At 48.9% G+C, this 15,714-nt stretch carries 10 protein-coding genes; 8 read left to right on the top strand and 2 right to left on the bottom strand.

Features of this window, described 5'->3' with window-relative positions:
* Positions 1-105 precede the first annotated feature (105 nt).
* Entirely contained in the window at positions 106-1,965 is a 1,860-nt protein-coding gene (dsbD, locus tag MJ764_RS04405) for a protein-disulfide reductase DsbD (RefSeq protein ID WP_239324977.1), read from the top strand.
* 80 nt (positions 1,966-2,045) lie between these two features.
* Here dsbD and MJ764_RS04400 read toward each other — a convergent pair whose 3' ends face one another.
* Entirely contained in the window at positions 2,046-2,417 is a 372-nt protein-coding gene (locus tag MJ764_RS04400) for a hypothetical protein (RefSeq protein WP_239324975.1), read from the bottom strand.
* Positions 2,418-2,667: 250 nt separating this feature from the next.
* On the opposite strand from MJ764_RS04400, the gene recC reads away from it, so the two are divergent.
* The 7 genes from recC (at position 2,668) to MJ764_RS04365 (ending at position 14,996) form a co-directional block, all read left to right on the top strand.
* Positions 2,668-5,895, top strand: a complete 3,228-nt coding sequence (recC, locus tag MJ764_RS04395) for an exodeoxyribonuclease V subunit gamma (RefSeq protein WP_239324973.1) — start codon at positions 2,668-2,670, stop codon at positions 5,893-5,895.
* Positions 5,892-9,518 carry an exodeoxyribonuclease V subunit beta gene (gene recB / locus MJ764_RS04390; protein ID WP_239324971.1) on the top strand — a complete coding sequence of 1,209 codons (3,627 nt, stop codon included), beginning with the start codon at positions 5,892-5,894 and terminating at the stop codon, positions 9,516-9,518. The genes recC and recB overlap by 4 nt, the downstream gene beginning before the upstream one ends.
* Before the next feature lie 53 nt (positions 9,519-9,571).
* A complete protein-coding gene (locus MJ764_RS04385) occupies positions 9,572-9,973 on the top strand; it encodes a hypothetical protein (protein WP_239324969.1) in 402 nt (133 codons plus the stop codon).
* 354 nt (positions 9,974-10,327) lie between these two features.
* Positions 10,328-10,711, top strand: coding sequence for a hypothetical protein (locus MJ764_RS04380; protein WP_239324967.1), 384 nt, complete (start codon positions 10,328-10,330; stop codon positions 10,709-10,711).
* Positions 10,712-10,733: 22 nt separating this feature from the next.
* Positions 10,734-11,297, top strand: coding sequence for a hypothetical protein (locus MJ764_RS04375; RefSeq protein WP_239324965.1), 564 nt, complete (start codon positions 10,734-10,736; stop codon positions 11,295-11,297).
* 203 nt (positions 11,298-11,500) lie between these two features.
* The gene (locus tag MJ764_RS04370) at positions 11,501-12,817 is read left to right on the top strand and encodes a DUF445 domain-containing protein (protein ID WP_239324963.1); all 1,317 of its coding nucleotides are present in this window, start codon (positions 11,501-11,503) and stop codon (positions 12,815-12,817) included.
* Positions 12,818-12,926: 109 nt separating this feature from the next.
* Positions 12,927-14,996, top strand: a complete 2,070-nt coding sequence (locus MJ764_RS04365) for a TonB-dependent copper receptor (protein WP_239324961.1) — start codon at positions 12,927-12,929, stop codon at positions 14,994-14,996.
* Positions 14,997-15,098: 102 nt separating this feature from the next.
* Here the strand turns inward: MJ764_RS04365 and MJ764_RS04360 are convergent, their stop codons facing one another.
* Positions 15,099-15,602: a Spy/CpxP family protein refolding chaperone gene (locus tag MJ764_RS04360; protein WP_239324959.1), complete on the bottom strand. Its 504-nt coding sequence runs from the start codon at positions 15,600-15,602 to the stop codon at positions 15,099-15,101.
* Between the last annotated feature and the right edge of the window lie 112 nt (positions 15,603-15,714).

Below are 15,714 nucleotides of genomic sequence, written 5' to 3'. Positions count from 1 at the left end.
AAGAAAGATTAAGGGGAGATGAATGGCTACCCTGCACGATTTAGCTGGTAGTCATTCTCTTTGTTCGTTGTTCAGGTTGAAATTACACTGTTTACTGTGACATTTATGTATCACATTTCTTCTCGCTTGCGTGCCTGCACGGTTTCCCTATTAAAACTGTTATTTCTGCTACTGTTTTTGCTACTGGGACTAAGCCACACTGCATTGGCCGCTGATGATAATGGCAAACTATTGGCACCAGAGCAGGCTTTTGTGCCGCAAGTAGTTGTTCATGATCAGGATGTTCGGGTACGTTTTGTTATTGCTAAAGGCTATTACCTGTACCGGAATAAAATTCAGGCTTCTACTCAACCGGCCGGTCTGCTTGATGCTGCACAGTTTGTCCAGTCAGGTACACAGAAACATGATGAGTTTTTTGGTACGCAGCAGGTTTACTATGACCATGCTGATGTGATTTGGCGCTATAGTGCAGGCGCACAAACTGTCCCGTATCAGTTAACCCTATCGTATCAGGGCTGTGCCGAAGCGGGTATCTGTTATCCGCCAGTGGAAAATACGTTAACCATCAGCCGAACCGGCAAATATTCTATTGTGTCTCATCCACTGCATGGACAGCCGGATGTAAGTGCTTTCACTAAGCCACCAGAAAGAGCCCAGCCAACTGAGTGGTCTGGCAGCTCTGGCAGCGATAGTTTGTTCCAGCTCTCTCGGGCAACGCTGATTACCAATTTAATGACCTTTTTTATTGCCGGGATGGGTCTGAGCCTGACCGCATGCATGTATCCCCTGCTACCGATTGTTTCGGCCATTGTGATGGGTTCACGCCAGAAAACGACTAAATGGCGGGCGTTTGTGCTGTCATTTGTATATGTGCAGGGACTGGCTTTTACTTACACTATTGTGGGTATTGTCACGGCACGCACGGGGTCATTTCTGACAGGCTGGCTGCAACAGCCGGCAGTAGTACTGGCCGCAGCGGCCATACTGGTGATTCTGGCTCTATCGATGTTTGATTTGTACAGTATTCAACTGCCCACGCGCTGGCAGACTTTCTTTCAGCATGTCAGTGGCCGTTTTCGCGGTGGACACTTGCTGTCTGTAATGGTGATGGGTGCGCTGTCAGCACTGATTGTCGGCCCATGTGTGGCGCCGCCACTGGCCTTTGCCCTTGGCTATATTGGTCAGAGTGGTGATGCTACGCTAGGCGGTATGGCACTGTATGTGATGGCACTGGGCACCGGCATTCCGCTGATTCTGATTTCGGTATTCGGTGTTCACATTATGCCACGTGCCGGTGGCTGGATGACTGGTGTGAAATACCTGTTCGGGCTGATGCTGCTGGGGGCGGCTACTTACATTGCCACTCCATTTCTGCATTACTATCTGGTGGTAAGTATTTATACCCTGCTTATGCTGGTACCGGCACTCTATCTGGGCTGGCAGTGGTATCACTCACAGGGACGCCAGCGCTGGTTTAATGCGGTAGCCGGTGTACTGTTTCTGATTAGCGGAATTTTTTTTGTGGCGGCCAGTATGGTGAACTATGCCACACCTCTGCACCGTTTTCTAACTTTGACGCCGCCAAATAATCAGTATTTTGGCCGCTATTTCAAAGAACCGGAACAACTGCGTCAGGCCATGCAACAACTGTTCGATGATAACCCTGATAAGCCGGTACTGGTGGATTTCTATGCAGACTGGTGTATTTCCTGTAAGGAAATGACTGCATTTACTTTAAGCAAAGCTTCAGTCAGGAGGGTGATTGAAGAGGAGCGATTTTTACAGATTGATGTCACCAATAACACCCCAGCACAGCGCCGGATGATGCAACAATATGGTTTATACGGGCCACCGGGTTTATTTGTGGTTCACAGTAATGGCTATCGCAGCCAGCCACTGGTTGGCTATGTACCAGCATCGGAACTGTTAAGCTGGTATGACAAACAGATTCAGAAAGCGCAATAAATTAACAGCCTCCTTTTATAATAAAAAGGAGGCTGTTGCACAGAGAGCAAACTCTACTGGCAAATTAAGTTTAATTGTATTCAGTCACGATAATGGCGGTCGGCCACTTTCAGAGCACGCCGCGCCAGTGCCAGATTGGCGATTGTGCGGTCGAGCACCATAAACATGAATACGCCCTTAACATTCTTCATCGGCCGCAATAAATAATACTGTTTTTGCAGACTAATGAGAATATCATCTATGGCATCTTCGTTATTATCCTGACCATACAGGCGGGCAATTGCCTTAACCTCCGAACGCACAATTTCGGTATTGCCGGCAGACAAAATGTCCAGATCCATTCCTGACGGGCTGACACCATCTATAAACATTCCACTTTCATAGTCCACGACAGCACACGCCATGACACCTTTAGTTGCCGCCAATTCATCAATGACGCCATCAAATCTCACTGTGATATCCTTCTTTTATTGCCATATTACTTATGGCAGGGTATTTGATAATCTATTTTCCAATTTTTTCCGGCTTTTGACCAGCATTAACTTTTTTTTAATAAAAAAAATCTTTCTATTCAACATCCAAGTATGTGCTTTTGAGTCTGTACAAGAAATCTGGCCAAAGGCGCAAAATCCTGTTCAGTGTCAAACGCAAACGACTTCGGTGCGGCTATAATAACAACCTTAACCGGTGGCGGATGCTGTTATGTTGTATGTTTATCAATCCAATCAATTAGCTGATTTAGCTGCTCTGTTTGCCAGCGTATATCAGCATACCTCACCGCAATCAGCGTGGGCGGCCACAGAAATCGTGGTACAGAGTCAGGGTATGCGCCGCTATCTGAACCATTATCTGGCACAGGAGCACGGCATTGCCGCCAATCTGCATTTCAGCCTGCCTGCCGGTTATATTTGGCAACTAACCCATCAGATATTACCAGAGACGCCAAAACTTAATCCGTTTCAGTCGGAAGTGTTACGCTGGCGTCTGCTGGCTTTATTTCGCAGTGCGGTATTTCAGCAGCCGCAATTATGCCAGACTGCCAGAGCACTGCAATCTTATCTTGATAGCAGTATACAGGCACCTTACCATTTAGCCGGAAAACTTGCTGATATGTTTGACCAATATTTAATCTATCGCAATGATTGGATAAATATTTGGCAAGCCGGTGAGTCTGCCCATCTGGGTGAAGACGAAGGCTGGCAGGCAGAATTATGGCACTGGCTGAGTAATGAAACTGATTCGCCCCATCGCGCCGGCCTGATGCAGAACTTTCTGGCACAGCTAGGTGCAGAACACCTGCCGCAACGAATTTTTGTATTCGGGATTGCCACACTGGCACCAGTTTATCTGCAAGCATTTCAGGCAATGGCACAACATACTGATGTGCATGTATTTGCAGTTAATCCATGTGCTGAATACTGGGGCAATGTGCTTTCTGCCGATTTACTGCTACATAATCAGGAAGCTGATCTGAGCGTGGTCGGCCATCCTTTACTGGCCAGCTTGGGTAAACAGGGACGGGATTTTTTTGATGCACTCAATGATTTGGGTGAAGTAGTCTATATGCCACCTGTGTACGCTGAATGCGGTGAAGTAGCTGACAGTCTGCTGCATCGGCTGCAAAACGATATTCAGTGTCTGCAACATCCGAAACAGACTGAGCCACCCTACCAGCGGCAGGCCTATGATAGCTCCATCCAGATTGTTGCTGCACATTCACGCCTGCGTGAGCTGCAAATTCTGAAAGAGCAGCTACTTCAGGACTTGGCAGCACATCCGAGCTGGCAGCCACAGGATATTGCCGTACTCACCCCACATATTGAGCCATATCTGCCGTTTATCCATGCCGTATTCGGCCAGAATCAGGGCAATACACCTGCCCTGCCTTACAACATAGCCGACGTTAAGATCAGTCTGCAAGAACCTTTATTGCAATTGCTGGAAAAACTGCTGCAACTGATGCAGAGCCGCTTTGATATTGAAACGATACAGCCCCTGCTAGACGAATCCGCCCTGCGCGCACGCTTCGATTTAAACGACAGCGATGTGGCGCTGATAAACCGTGTCTGGCGTGAACAGGGGGTACGCTGGGGTGTGAATGCAGATATGCGCAATAAATATGGCGGTCAGGGCAAACATTTTACCTGGCAGCAAGCGCGTGAGCGTACTGTACTGGGCTGGCTGCTGCCAGACAATAAACACACCGCACTGTGGCAACAACAGCTTCCGTGGTTCGGTGATATTGGCCAGACTGAAATTCTGGCACGTGCACAACAGTTAATTGATTGCCTGATTGAGCATCATACGCGCTGGCAGAATGCAGCCACCATTACAGAATGGATTACGCGTACTCGGCAGTTACTGCGAGATTTGGCCGATGCAGACTCTCTGGCCGGTAATGCGATGCAGCAACTGGAGACCAGTTTGGCCGACTGGCAGGCACAGGCTGCACTGGCACAGTTTGAGCTGCCTATTGAACCGGTTATTGCCATTGAGCATTTACAGAATCATTTATCCAGTACCCGTCAGGCTGGATTTCTCCGTGGTGGCATTACTTTTTGCAGTATGGTGCCGATGCGCAGCCTGCCCTTTCGCTGTATCTGCCTATTGGGTCTGAATGATGGCGAGTTTCCGCGCACCACAAAATCGGCCGCCTTCGATTTAATTACCCAGCATCCGCGCCGGGGCGACCGTGCCCGCCGCAATGACGACCACTATCTGTTTCTGGAATCCATTCTGAGCGCACGCGAAAAACTGTATCTGTCCTATGTCGGTAAGGATATCCGCAAAAATGAAGAACTGGCGCCCTCGGCTCTGCTATATGAACTTACCGATGTACTGGCAGCCATGACCGGCTGCAATCCACTGGAGTTTAATCAGCAGCATATCATCCAGCATCCGTTACAGCCGTTTTCCTATCGCTATTTCAATGGTGATTTAGCTAGCTGTCGCCGTGATTATGCCGATGCACTGAATCAGAAAATCATCCCACCTACACCTTTCTATGCAACGACTATTGAACCGGAAGAAAATAATCAGGAAATTGATATTGAATCTTTCATCCGTTTCTGGCGCAATCCGGTACGCCACTGGCTCCAGCAACAGTTACAATGGCAGGCACCGTATCAGGAAACGGCGGTGAGCGCAGCGGAACCATTTGCCATTGAAAACAGTGCACTAATCTATACTGCCTACACTCGCGCACGCCAGCAACATCTGGATTTTACCGATGTAGATGCAGCGCTGGCCGTCAGCGGGCTAATACCGGAAGGTGAGCTGGGTGTGATTGTCAGCCAGACGCTACGCACGCAGACACTGGCTCTGGATAGCGAAATATTGTTTAGCCCGGCTGTGGCTGATATTACTTTTGTCTTTAATCATCAGCAGCTACAGCTCAGTGGTAACATCTGCCATCTACACCAGTGCGGCCAACTGCTTGAACGCTGTCAAGCGCCCACTGCACCGGATAATATTGAATTATACCTGCGCCATTTACTCTTCTGTGCAACCGAAGCTGAGTGTGCACAGGATACATACGAACTGTATCCAGCCAAACCGCGTAAGCTGGCAGCACTAAGCCGGCTAGATGCGCAGGCACAACTGGCTTTATGGCTGGAATATTACCAGTTGGGACAAAGCCGGCCACTGCCGTTTTTTCCGAAAACCAGTCTCAGCACAGCCCGTTCTTGGTATAAACGCCGACAAAAGAAAAACTGTGCACCCGGGCATGGCGCCGAAGAACGCAGCGCAGCCTTTAAAGTCTATATGGACAGCCACAACGGTAAACCGCAGGCCGACTATCCTGAAGTAGCTCAGGTATTTGGCCGCGATGAAGAGCTGCCAATTGATAGCCCCCTGTTCTGGCAACTGATTGAAGAATTACTGCTGCCGCTGATGGTGACGCTGGAAAGCGCTGATAAAGAACAATGAGCCAAGCCTTAAATCCGATTACCATGCCTTTACACGGCACGAGCCTGATTGAAGCATCTGCCGGCACTGGCAAAACTTTCAACATCGCCGCCCTGTTTGCGCGGCTGGTGTTACTGGAACGTTTACCGGTTGATGCCATTCTGGTCGTAACCTTTACCAAGGCGGCCACGGCAGAGCTGAAAACCCGTCTGCGTACCCGCCTGAATCAGGCACTGGCCTTGCTGCAAAATAATCTGCCACCGGAACAAAACGACCCGGTACTGCAACAATTGATTGATAGTGCGCGCGCTCAGGATGACGATGCCAGCCTGATACTGCGCCTGCAAGCAGCGATTACCCAGTTTGATCGCGCCGCCGTCTATACCATTCATGGATTCTGCCAGCGTGTACTCACCGATTATGCCTTTTTGTGCCAGACACCGTTTGATACAGAAACCATAGATACCGACCCGGAACTGTTGTGCCGCTTTGCTGAAGATTTCTGGCGCCGGCAGGTAAGCAATAACAGCCGCATGGCTACGCTGGCTGTAGCAAATAAACTCACCCCTGCCCGACTTATGCAGGAAATGGGGAGGCATTGCGGCGTGGCCGATTTACAGCTACGCCAGCCACCTGCTGTAGACATGGCTGCCATTAATGACAACTGGCAACAAGCATGGCAAACAGTCTGCACCCATTTCAGCAGTATTCAGGATGCATTCTGGCAATTACATCCGCAGCTTAATGGTAATGTTTACCGCCAGAAGAGCTACCAGCAGCTTTTCAGTGAACTACAACAGGCCATGGAAAGTACAGCTAGCTGTCAAGCTTTTTCAGCGGACACACTGGAAAAATGCGCCAAACTGGCCGCAGCCCAATTACACGAAAAAACCAGAAAAGGGCAAACACTCAACGATGAGCTGGTAGCCAAAGTTGCTTTGCTGGCCGAGCTGGCAGACGCAGTTAGCGCCATGCAGGCAGCAGAAAACAGCGTAGTGCTGCAATTACAGCTAGACTGCTTTAACCATGTGCGCCAGTGCCTACAAGAGCACCGGCGTAACAGCCACCAGCGCAGTTATGACGATTTACTCGCTGATGTGGGTATGGCGCTGTCTGCGGATAACCCGATGGCTGAAACTCTGGCCGCTGCGCTGGCACAAACCTGGCAGATTGCACTGGTAGATGAATGTCAGGACACCGACCCGTTACAATACCGGATTTTCAAAACCGCGTTTGCCGCACAGAACCGACCGCTCATCATGGTGGGCGACCCGAAACAAGCCATTTATCGCTTTCGCGGCGCCGACATTCACGCCTATCTGCGTGCTGCCGCTGATACCCCACCACAGCAGCGCTATACCCTCACCACCAATTACCGCAGCCATCAGGCGCTGGTACAGGCAATTGGCCATTTATTCAGTGGTAAACAGCGGCCATTCATTCTCGAAGGCATTGATTATCCACCGGTACAGGCACAAGCAGCAGATAACCGTCTGCATACCAGCCAAAACAACACTGTCGTGCCGGCGGTGGTGGTGCGCTGGCTGCCTGAGCAGATTGAGGTTAACGACAAAGGCGAAGAAATTATCCCCAACAAGGACAGCCTGCGGGTACGTGCTGCCGAATGTTGTGCTTATGAAATCGCGGGCATGATTAATCAGGGTATGCGCGGCGAGCTGCAACTGGGTAATCGGCCATTACAGGCCGGTGATATTGCCGTACTGGTGCACTCACACAATGAAGGCAGCATGATTGCCAGTGCGCTGAAACGTTGTGGCATCATGAGTGTCTCCCTTGGCAACCAGTCGGTTTTTGCCAGTACCGAAGCACAGGCAGTGATGGCACTGTTACGCTTCTGGCTGCAACCGCAGCGTACCGAAACCCTGCGCTTTATCCTCGGCGGCGTGCTGTTTGGCTGGACAGCGGCACAACTGGCAGAACTGAACCAGAATGAAAATACCCTGAGCGAATGGATTCAACTGGCACTGCAAACACGTGAACAATGGCAGCAGTATGGCATTTATACCGCCATACAGTGGTTTACCAGCCAGACCGGCATGGAAACCAGACTACTCAGCCAGCGCAATGAACGCAGCCTGACCAATCTGTGGCAACTGGCCGAGCTACTGGCTGATGCGGAACAAACGCTGCCTACCGCCAATGCCCTGCTGGGCTGGTTAGCCAACGCCATCAGCAATGAGCGTCCGGCCAATGAGAACTACCTGCTACGGCTGGAAAGTGACGAGGCACTGGTGAAAATTGTGACCATGCACGCATCCAAAGGGCTGGAATATCCAGTGGTATTCTGTCCATTCGCATGGGACGGCAAACAAGCCGTTAAAAATCAGGAGCACTGGCAACGTCTGCATCAGCAGGATAGTGTCGAACTGATTGCCACAGCCCTGCTCAGTGAAAGCGACCGTGAAGAACTGGCACGCGAAAGCATGGCCGAGAGCCTGCGCCTATATTACGTAGCCTTTACCCGTGCGCGCGAGCAACTGGTTTTGTACACTGCCGCCTGCAACAGCACTGCCACGAATCCCATGGCGTGGCTGCTGGACGGCCAGCCAGAAGGTACGCTGGAAGAATCACAGCTATTCTGGCAGCAAACCCATAAAAAACACCTGCCCAGTACCCTGCGCGCAGCGTGGCAAACCCGTCTGGCCAATAGCAGCCCGGCACTGTTTCACTGGTGTGAGGGCAGCGTAGCACCCACCAGCGTCCATGCCCAGAATGCTCCCGAACAGCCCTATCGAGCCTTAACTCTGACTGCACGCCCGTTTCACGCCGTACGCTATACCAGCTTTACCAGCCTGAGCCGACATGATTACCGTCATCAGGAACAGAACCTCGAAGAAGAAAAACTGGCACCGGCACTGGATCAGGCCGAAGTGCAAATACAGCCATTGAATACCAGCACCGAAGCCGAAACTGCCCTACTGGCTTTTGAGCGCGGTATCAACGCTGGTCTGTGTCTGCATGCCATACTGGAGCAGACTGAATTCAGCCTGCCAGCCAGTACGGCTGAACAGGAGCATATACTGGCCTGCCTGGCACGCTACGGTTTTGACAGCGAGCATGGCGGCACCATGCAGGTACTCACCGATGCTGTGCGCCAGTGTCCGCTGTCAGCACACACCACCATTGCCACCCTGCCGGTGCAGCAACGGGTGGCAGAAATGAACTTCATGCTGCATGTTGCCGACTTCAATATCGCAGATTTACAACAGTGGTTTGCCCGTGCCTCCGGGCTGCCGGCGTGTTGCATTCAGGCAGCACAGGAGCTGGATTTTGCCACCGTTAACGGCTTCATCAACGGCGCTATCGACCTTCTGGGCGAAGACATCCACGGACAGGTATATGTGATTGATTACAAATCCAATCATCTGGGTAATCGTCTGGCCGACTATGCACAGGAAAACATGGACGCGGCCATTGCCAAACATCACTACTACCTTCAGGCACTGATTTACAGCATTGCCTGTGCACGTTTCCTGCACAGCCACCAGCAACTGCCGCCCAGCATCAGCGTACGTTATCTTTTTCTGCGCGGCCTCAATCCGCACAACCAGCATGGCATCTGGCAATGGGACATAGACACCAGCAGCCTGATGCCATGGCTGGTAGAACATGACAAAGCATAATAGCTGCGGTATATTGACAGTCATTGCCGTATTTTCGCTAAGGAAGCAACAGCATGCTAAACAAACCCGAAGAATTTATCATGGCCGTACTCGCCGGCATCTGGGTCGCTATCACCTTTATCATCTGCCGCTATCTGCAACTGCCTACTGATACGGGTTTACTGGTAACCACCCTAACGCTGGTGTGGGCACTGGTGTTTTTCCTATTGTGGCAGCGTGGTCGTACCCGCAACATCTGGCCGCTGTTTCTGGGTTTCTTGGTTATGTGCTGGTGGCGTGCCATTCACCATGCTTCAGCCGAAGTTATTTTCAATAGTGATAGCAGCATCACCAAATTGGTACACTGGTATGGTAGCTGGCCAGCTCTGATTATTTACGCCCTGATTCCAGTGATTGGTGGCTATGCGTTCAAATGGTGGCAATATAAACGCCATACTGCGCAGACACCTGCCTGAAACATCTCCGAACTGCCCGAGATAACCATTACCACTGCCATGAGCATGCGGGTAATGATAAAGCTCTGGTTATGATTTTATCCACGTCTTTTACGATGGAAACGCGACAAAATAGGATTGTTTCTACTCTTATTTTGTCGATTATTTTGGCGCCATTATATGCAGCAATTTGCTTTTTTAATCTAACTATCGTCTAAGCAGTAAACGCTGTATTTCTATCGCCACCTAATGCCAAATACAAAGTCAAATAAAATAATGTACTGGCAAATAAATCCAAAATTAAGTTACTAACCATTAAACATTTCCTGTCCATAACCGCATTACAGTTAATTCGATTGATAAGGAGTTAATTAATTGGCTAAAAAAAAGCCATCTGTTGCCATTTTTAACACTATAAACTTGCTGAAAGCTTCGGTAATCTTTTTGGCGATTTTTCATCTCTTTTGGAAGCTGCTCGAACCGCCCTTTTGGTACCCGCCTTTAGATAAAGGTGCGATGGCTTTTATTGGAGCGTTATTGATTCTTCTTTGTTTGGTTGCTTGCTCTGGCTCGTTATTATGGGGATTTGGGCAAACGATAAAACAAGTTTTTGCGCCGTGCCATACAGGCACACTTGCTGTAGATAAATCTACCGTCATTTTACAGGCTATTTTGTTATTTAATCAGTTATCTACTAATTTTTGTTTTGTCCTACTATTTAGGAGAAAATGCCCATCCCTTTTTCTTTATCTTCATTAGTTTACCGGTTTTTGTTTATGCATTGGCTAATGCCATTGGGGCTTTCATTATTATCATCCTTAAAGTGATCCACCAAGGTTTATTACTAAAGCGTGGGTATACTGCTTTTGCTTCTAAACCCACTGCTTGGTTAACATCAAAAAAAGTTGATACAGATAAATTAAGCAATAAAAATTTGCTAATCAGAGCGGCTATTTGTTTATTTGTGGTAACTTGTAATAATATCTTGATTAATAAAGGGATTATAATCCCTAATTTTAAGGGTAATTTAATCGATATCGTACTGTCAGTGGTGATGTTACTGAACTTTGTATTTTATTGGTATTATTCATTATTGGCGTTTATTCGCGCCATCAAAAGTAGTTTTGCACCAAATGGCTTAGTTGATTATTTAACCTTTAGTTCGGGCTATTATTTGCTGGCAGTAAGTGTATTATTGCCACTAGTGGGTCGGCTCAGCTTATCAACGTCAGACCATTTAGGCCTGTTTTTTATTGTTTATTTTTCACTGTATATTATTTTAAATTATATTGGCGCTCTGATTATTCAGTTGATACAGGCCTTAAAAATTTGTTTGTCAAAATAACCAGCATATACACTAAACGGTTTGAGTTTATTCAGGCAAACTTTTTTATATAGGGACTATTGGCGTATCAACTAAAGAAAAAGTTGCATAAAAGTCCGTTATAATGATGTCGATTCAGTCATTTATCCGCAAATTAATATTTATATTAGCTGCTAAGCTCAAGTAGCGATACATTTACTCCTAGCTGAACCAAACCGATTACCATGTCCACCGCCACCGTTATCAGCCTTCAGCAACGCCAGCGTTTGCGCCGGATGCGCTTACTGGCGACTAGTCTGCTGCTAACAGCCTGTGCATTATTTGTCATAAGCTGCCTGTGGCAAAAACAATATCCGGCATTGGCCTATTTGAAAGCCTTTGCCGAAGCAGCGATGGTGGGCGCGCTGGCTGATTGGTTTGCAGTAAGCGCACTGTTTCGCCACCCGCTAGGCCTGCCCATTCCACATACGGCCATTCTGCCGCAAAAGCAGGACAAAATTGCCAATGAACTCGGACGCTTTATCGAAAATAATTTCTTGCAGGATAAAGCCATTGCCAGCCGCATCTATCGCCTGCATCCAGCCAGCAAAGCACTGCAATGGCTGGTTGACCCACACAACCAGCAACAATGGTTACCTGTTCTCATCCGCCAGATTCCACTGCTATTGCGTACCGCCACCGCCAGTGATGTCGCCAGATTCTGTAGCCAGCTCCTCAACCACCAGTACAGTGGTGCCCGCTTGGGCAGAACGCTGGCCAATATTTTAGTGTTAATCCATAAACAGGGTATCGACACACTATTGTTACGCACCCTGTTACTGCAAGTGCGCCAGTGGCTGCAAAATGAGCAAACGCGTGCCCAGCTTGAAAAAAGCCTGCTGTCATGGGTGGGTAAAATCGAAAAAACCGACCCCAACACATGGGATAAACTCAAAGCATCACTGAAAACTACCCTTACTGCCCAGATTGACGACTGGGTAGCCAGCAAAGCACTCAACTGGGCAGACTCCTATATAGATGCTGTACTGGCCAATCCGCAACATACTTTCTGGCGTGCCTGCCGCAAACAGCTTCTGGTCACCGAACGCCAGTTACGTCGCAACCCGCACTGGCACCAGCAGCTCGCAGCCGGACGGGAACAAATGCTGCATTCAGCCGCATTGCAGCAAAGCATCATGGATTTATGGGATAGCTTTGTTGGCTGGAGTGAATATGACACCAGCCAGAGCAACTCATGGTGGCAACAACAACTCACGCGTCTATGCGCCCATATGCAGCAACAGGCCAGCCAGTATCCGCAATTTATGCGTCGGCTGGATACCCGCATTACCCTGTGTGCCCGATTTACCATCCGCCAATACAAAAATCGCGTCAGCCAGTTTATCGCTGATAAAGTGAAAAGCTGGGACAGCAAACAGATGGTCGACAAACTCGAACTGAGCGTTGGCCGTGATTTACAGTTTATCCGCATCAACGGCACACTGGTAGGCGGCTGCATCGGCCTGATTATTTATATTATCTCCCAGTGGCTAACCTCCTGAACATGCCTGTCAATATTACTTGTCCCACTGATACAAAATTATTTAAAGATTTGTTTATATTAATTAATATATAATAAATCAAATTATCCCATCCGTTCAGGTACTTGCCATGCATTTTCGTGACCGCTCTCTCGTCTTCCTTGGCCTGTCGTGCCTCTTTGTCACTGTACGGGCACAGCCGGCCAGTTCTGAAAAACACACAGCCAAATTAAGTCCAGTAGTCGTTGTTGCCTCGAAGCAGAATACACCGGGTGTCGAGGTGATTGACCCCAAAGCTGCTCTTCAGCCCCTGCCAGCACAAGATGGCGCTGATTTACTTAAATCCGTTGCAGGAATGAGCGTTATCCGCAAAGGTGGCAGCTCTAGTGACCCCCTGCTGCGCGGCCTTGGTGGTTCGCGCCTGCTGATTACCGCAAATGACCAATTTGTACTCGGCGGTTGTCCCGGACGCATGGATCCGCCAACTTCCTACTTGTTCCCTGCCAGCTACGACCGGGTAATCATTACCAAAGGGCCGCAAGCCGTCAATCATGGGCCGGGCATGATTAGCGGTTCAGTACGCTTTATCCGCGATGAAAAACCACTGACTCACCCTACAGCCAAAGTGGACAGTGCTTTCACCAAAGGTTCATTTGGGCGCAGCGATGCCTATATAGACGGCACATTGGGCAATCAGTATGGCTGGCTACGACTCAATGCCAGCCACAATGAATCCAAAGACTACAAAGATGGCAATGGTGACACCGTTCATTCTGCCTTCAAGCGCAATAACCAGATGGTTCAGACGGCACTTACCCCTTTTGCCGACACCCTGCTGGCCGTGCAATACGAACATAGCACCGGCCATGCCCGCTATGCAGACCGCAAAATGGACGGTTCCCAGTTTAACCGCCACGGCTGGTCAATGAAATTACGCCAGCAAAACCTCACTGACTGGTTAAGTCAGGTGCAGTTTGAATATGGTCGCAGCAAAATTGACCATGTAATGGATAACTTCAGCCTGCGCATCCCTGCCCCGATGAAAATGACACCGAGCATGGGAAAAATGGCAGCAGGTATGAGCGGCATGCCTACCACAGCCATGCCGATACGACGCATGTATTCAGTCATGAATCCGGCACGCGAGATTAAATCGGCCAAACTATCCGCACAGCTAGAATTAGGTAACACCCACAGCGAAATCGGTACTGACTGGCAGAGTGATACAGTTAGCACACGGCCAATGGTGATGAGTACCAATAAACAGCAGGCAGAAAACTACTACAAACTGCCATTCATGTGGAATCAGACCTACAAGCGTCATGGAGTCTATGTCCAGAGTGAATGGAGCCTGAACGACAGCAACAGCCTGTTTAGCGGCCTGCGTCACGACTGGACAAGCACACTGTTTAATCCCCAGAAAAATGCCATTGCCTCAAACTATCTGAACCAGCATCAGGGATTAAATGCCGGATTTATCCGTCTGGAACATCGTGGCAACAGAATCAGCAGCTATATCGGCTATGGTCTGGCTGACCGCGCGCCCGATTACTGGGAACGCAGTAAAGCCAATGGCGAAAAACTGCGCAAGGAAACCAATCATGAAATCGATGCCGGCCTGAGCTATCAGGGCAACAGCATTAACAGTGCCATCGACATCTTCGCCAGTAAAATCAATAATTTTATTCTAATTCAAAGCATTAACAGAAAAAATACAGCCCGCCAGATAGATGCACGTCGCTATGGCTTTGAGGCCAAAACCAACTGGCATTTTGCGCCACACTGGAATCTGGGCGGCAGCCTTGCCTATACCTACGCCAGCAACCGCAGTGACAAGCGAGCACTGGCACAAACCCCGCCACTGGAATGGCGCACCTACCTCAACTGGGAAAATGAACACTTCAGTGCCGGTGCCCTGTGGCGCCTAGCCACCAGTCAGCACCGCTATGCCAAAAACCAGGGCAATATCGCTGGCATGGATTTAGGCCAGAGCAGCGGCTTTGGCACACTGGCCTTAAATGCAGGCTGGAAAGCCAACAAAAACACACTGGTGCAAATCGGCATCGACAATGTCTTTAACAAAACCTATGCCGAAGCAGTAAACAAATCTGCCTACGATTTTGACACCTACTCCGTACAGGAACGCCGAGTTAACGAACCAGGCCGTACCCTGTGGGCACGGGCACAGATACGTTTCTGATAAATCCCCGCACCCGGAGCCAAGGCAAACAAAAACCCCGGCAACCGGGGTTAGAAATGACAAATTCAAACTACAGACAGAAACAGAAAAATTACTGTGGTCTTAGTACATCAGTTTCTGCTGCTGGCGCAAACGCCAATACTGCTGTTGCTGTTTTGGCGTCAGAATCTGATAGATATCATGCTCACGTTTTAGCTGTAAAAAATCATAGTCAGCACGTGCCTGTTGCTGTTGTGCCCAGATATGCTGTTCCTGTGCAATCATATTTTTAGCTCTAGCATCATCAAACAACTTGCTCAGTACTAGATTTTTGCGTTCCTGACGCAGATTAGCCAGCGTCTGGCGATTTTCATTACTCAGAAGCGGACGCCGACTAGCATATTGATGGTCAATTTTCTGCACCAGCGCCTTCTGCTGAGTACTCAGATTCAACTGCGGCAGAATCGAATGAGTATTTACCAGACCATTAACCGGCGTCTGTTCCTGTACCACCACCGTTTCAGTCATCACTGCAGTCGGTTGTGCTGTTGCAGTTACAGCAGCAAAAGCACCCACACTCATGGAAGACAAAGCAGCAAGCGTTACTACACGGGCAATAGTTTTCATAACATGACTCCTTATTATTTTAGTCATTAATACATTACATCTTTATTTCTCAGTATTCCATAAATCAACGTAAAAACAGGAATATAAATGCAATAAATTAGTAAACAATCTT

This window comes from Snodgrassella gandavensis, from assembly GCF_914768025.1.
Classification (GTDB): Bacteria; Pseudomonadota; Gammaproteobacteria; order Burkholderiales; family Neisseriaceae; genus Snodgrassella; species Snodgrassella gandavensis.
This window is presented reverse-complemented; position numbering and strand designations above follow the sequence as displayed.

What these genes read in the sequence shown, in the direction of transcription:
- dsbD (WP_239324977.1), top strand. Translation starts at nt 106, where the DNA reads ATGTATCACATTTCTTCTCGCTTGCGTGCCTGCACGGTTTCCCTATTA.
- recC (WP_239324973.1), top strand. Translation starts at nt 2,668, where the DNA reads ATGTTGTATGTTTATCAATCCAATCAATTAGCTGATTTAGCTGCTCTG.
- recB (WP_239324971.1), top strand. Translation starts at nt 5,892, where the DNA reads ATGAGCCAAGCCTTAAATCCGATTACCATGCCTTTACACGGCACGAGC.
- MJ764_RS04385 (WP_239324969.1), top strand. Translation starts at nt 9,572, where the DNA reads ATGCTAAACAAACCCGAAGAATTTATCATGGCCGTACTCGCCGGCATC.
- MJ764_RS04370 (WP_239324963.1), top strand. Translation starts at nt 11,501, where the DNA reads ATGTCCACCGCCACCGTTATCAGCCTTCAGCAACGCCAGCGTTTGCGC.
- MJ764_RS04365 (WP_239324961.1), top strand. Translation starts at nt 12,927, where the DNA reads ATGCATTTTCGTGACCGCTCTCTCGTCTTCCTTGGCCTGTCGTGCCTC.
- MJ764_RS04360 (WP_239324959.1), bottom strand. Translation starts at nt 15,602, where the DNA reads ATGAAAACTATTGCCCGTGTAGTAACGCTTGCTGCTTTGTCTTCCATG.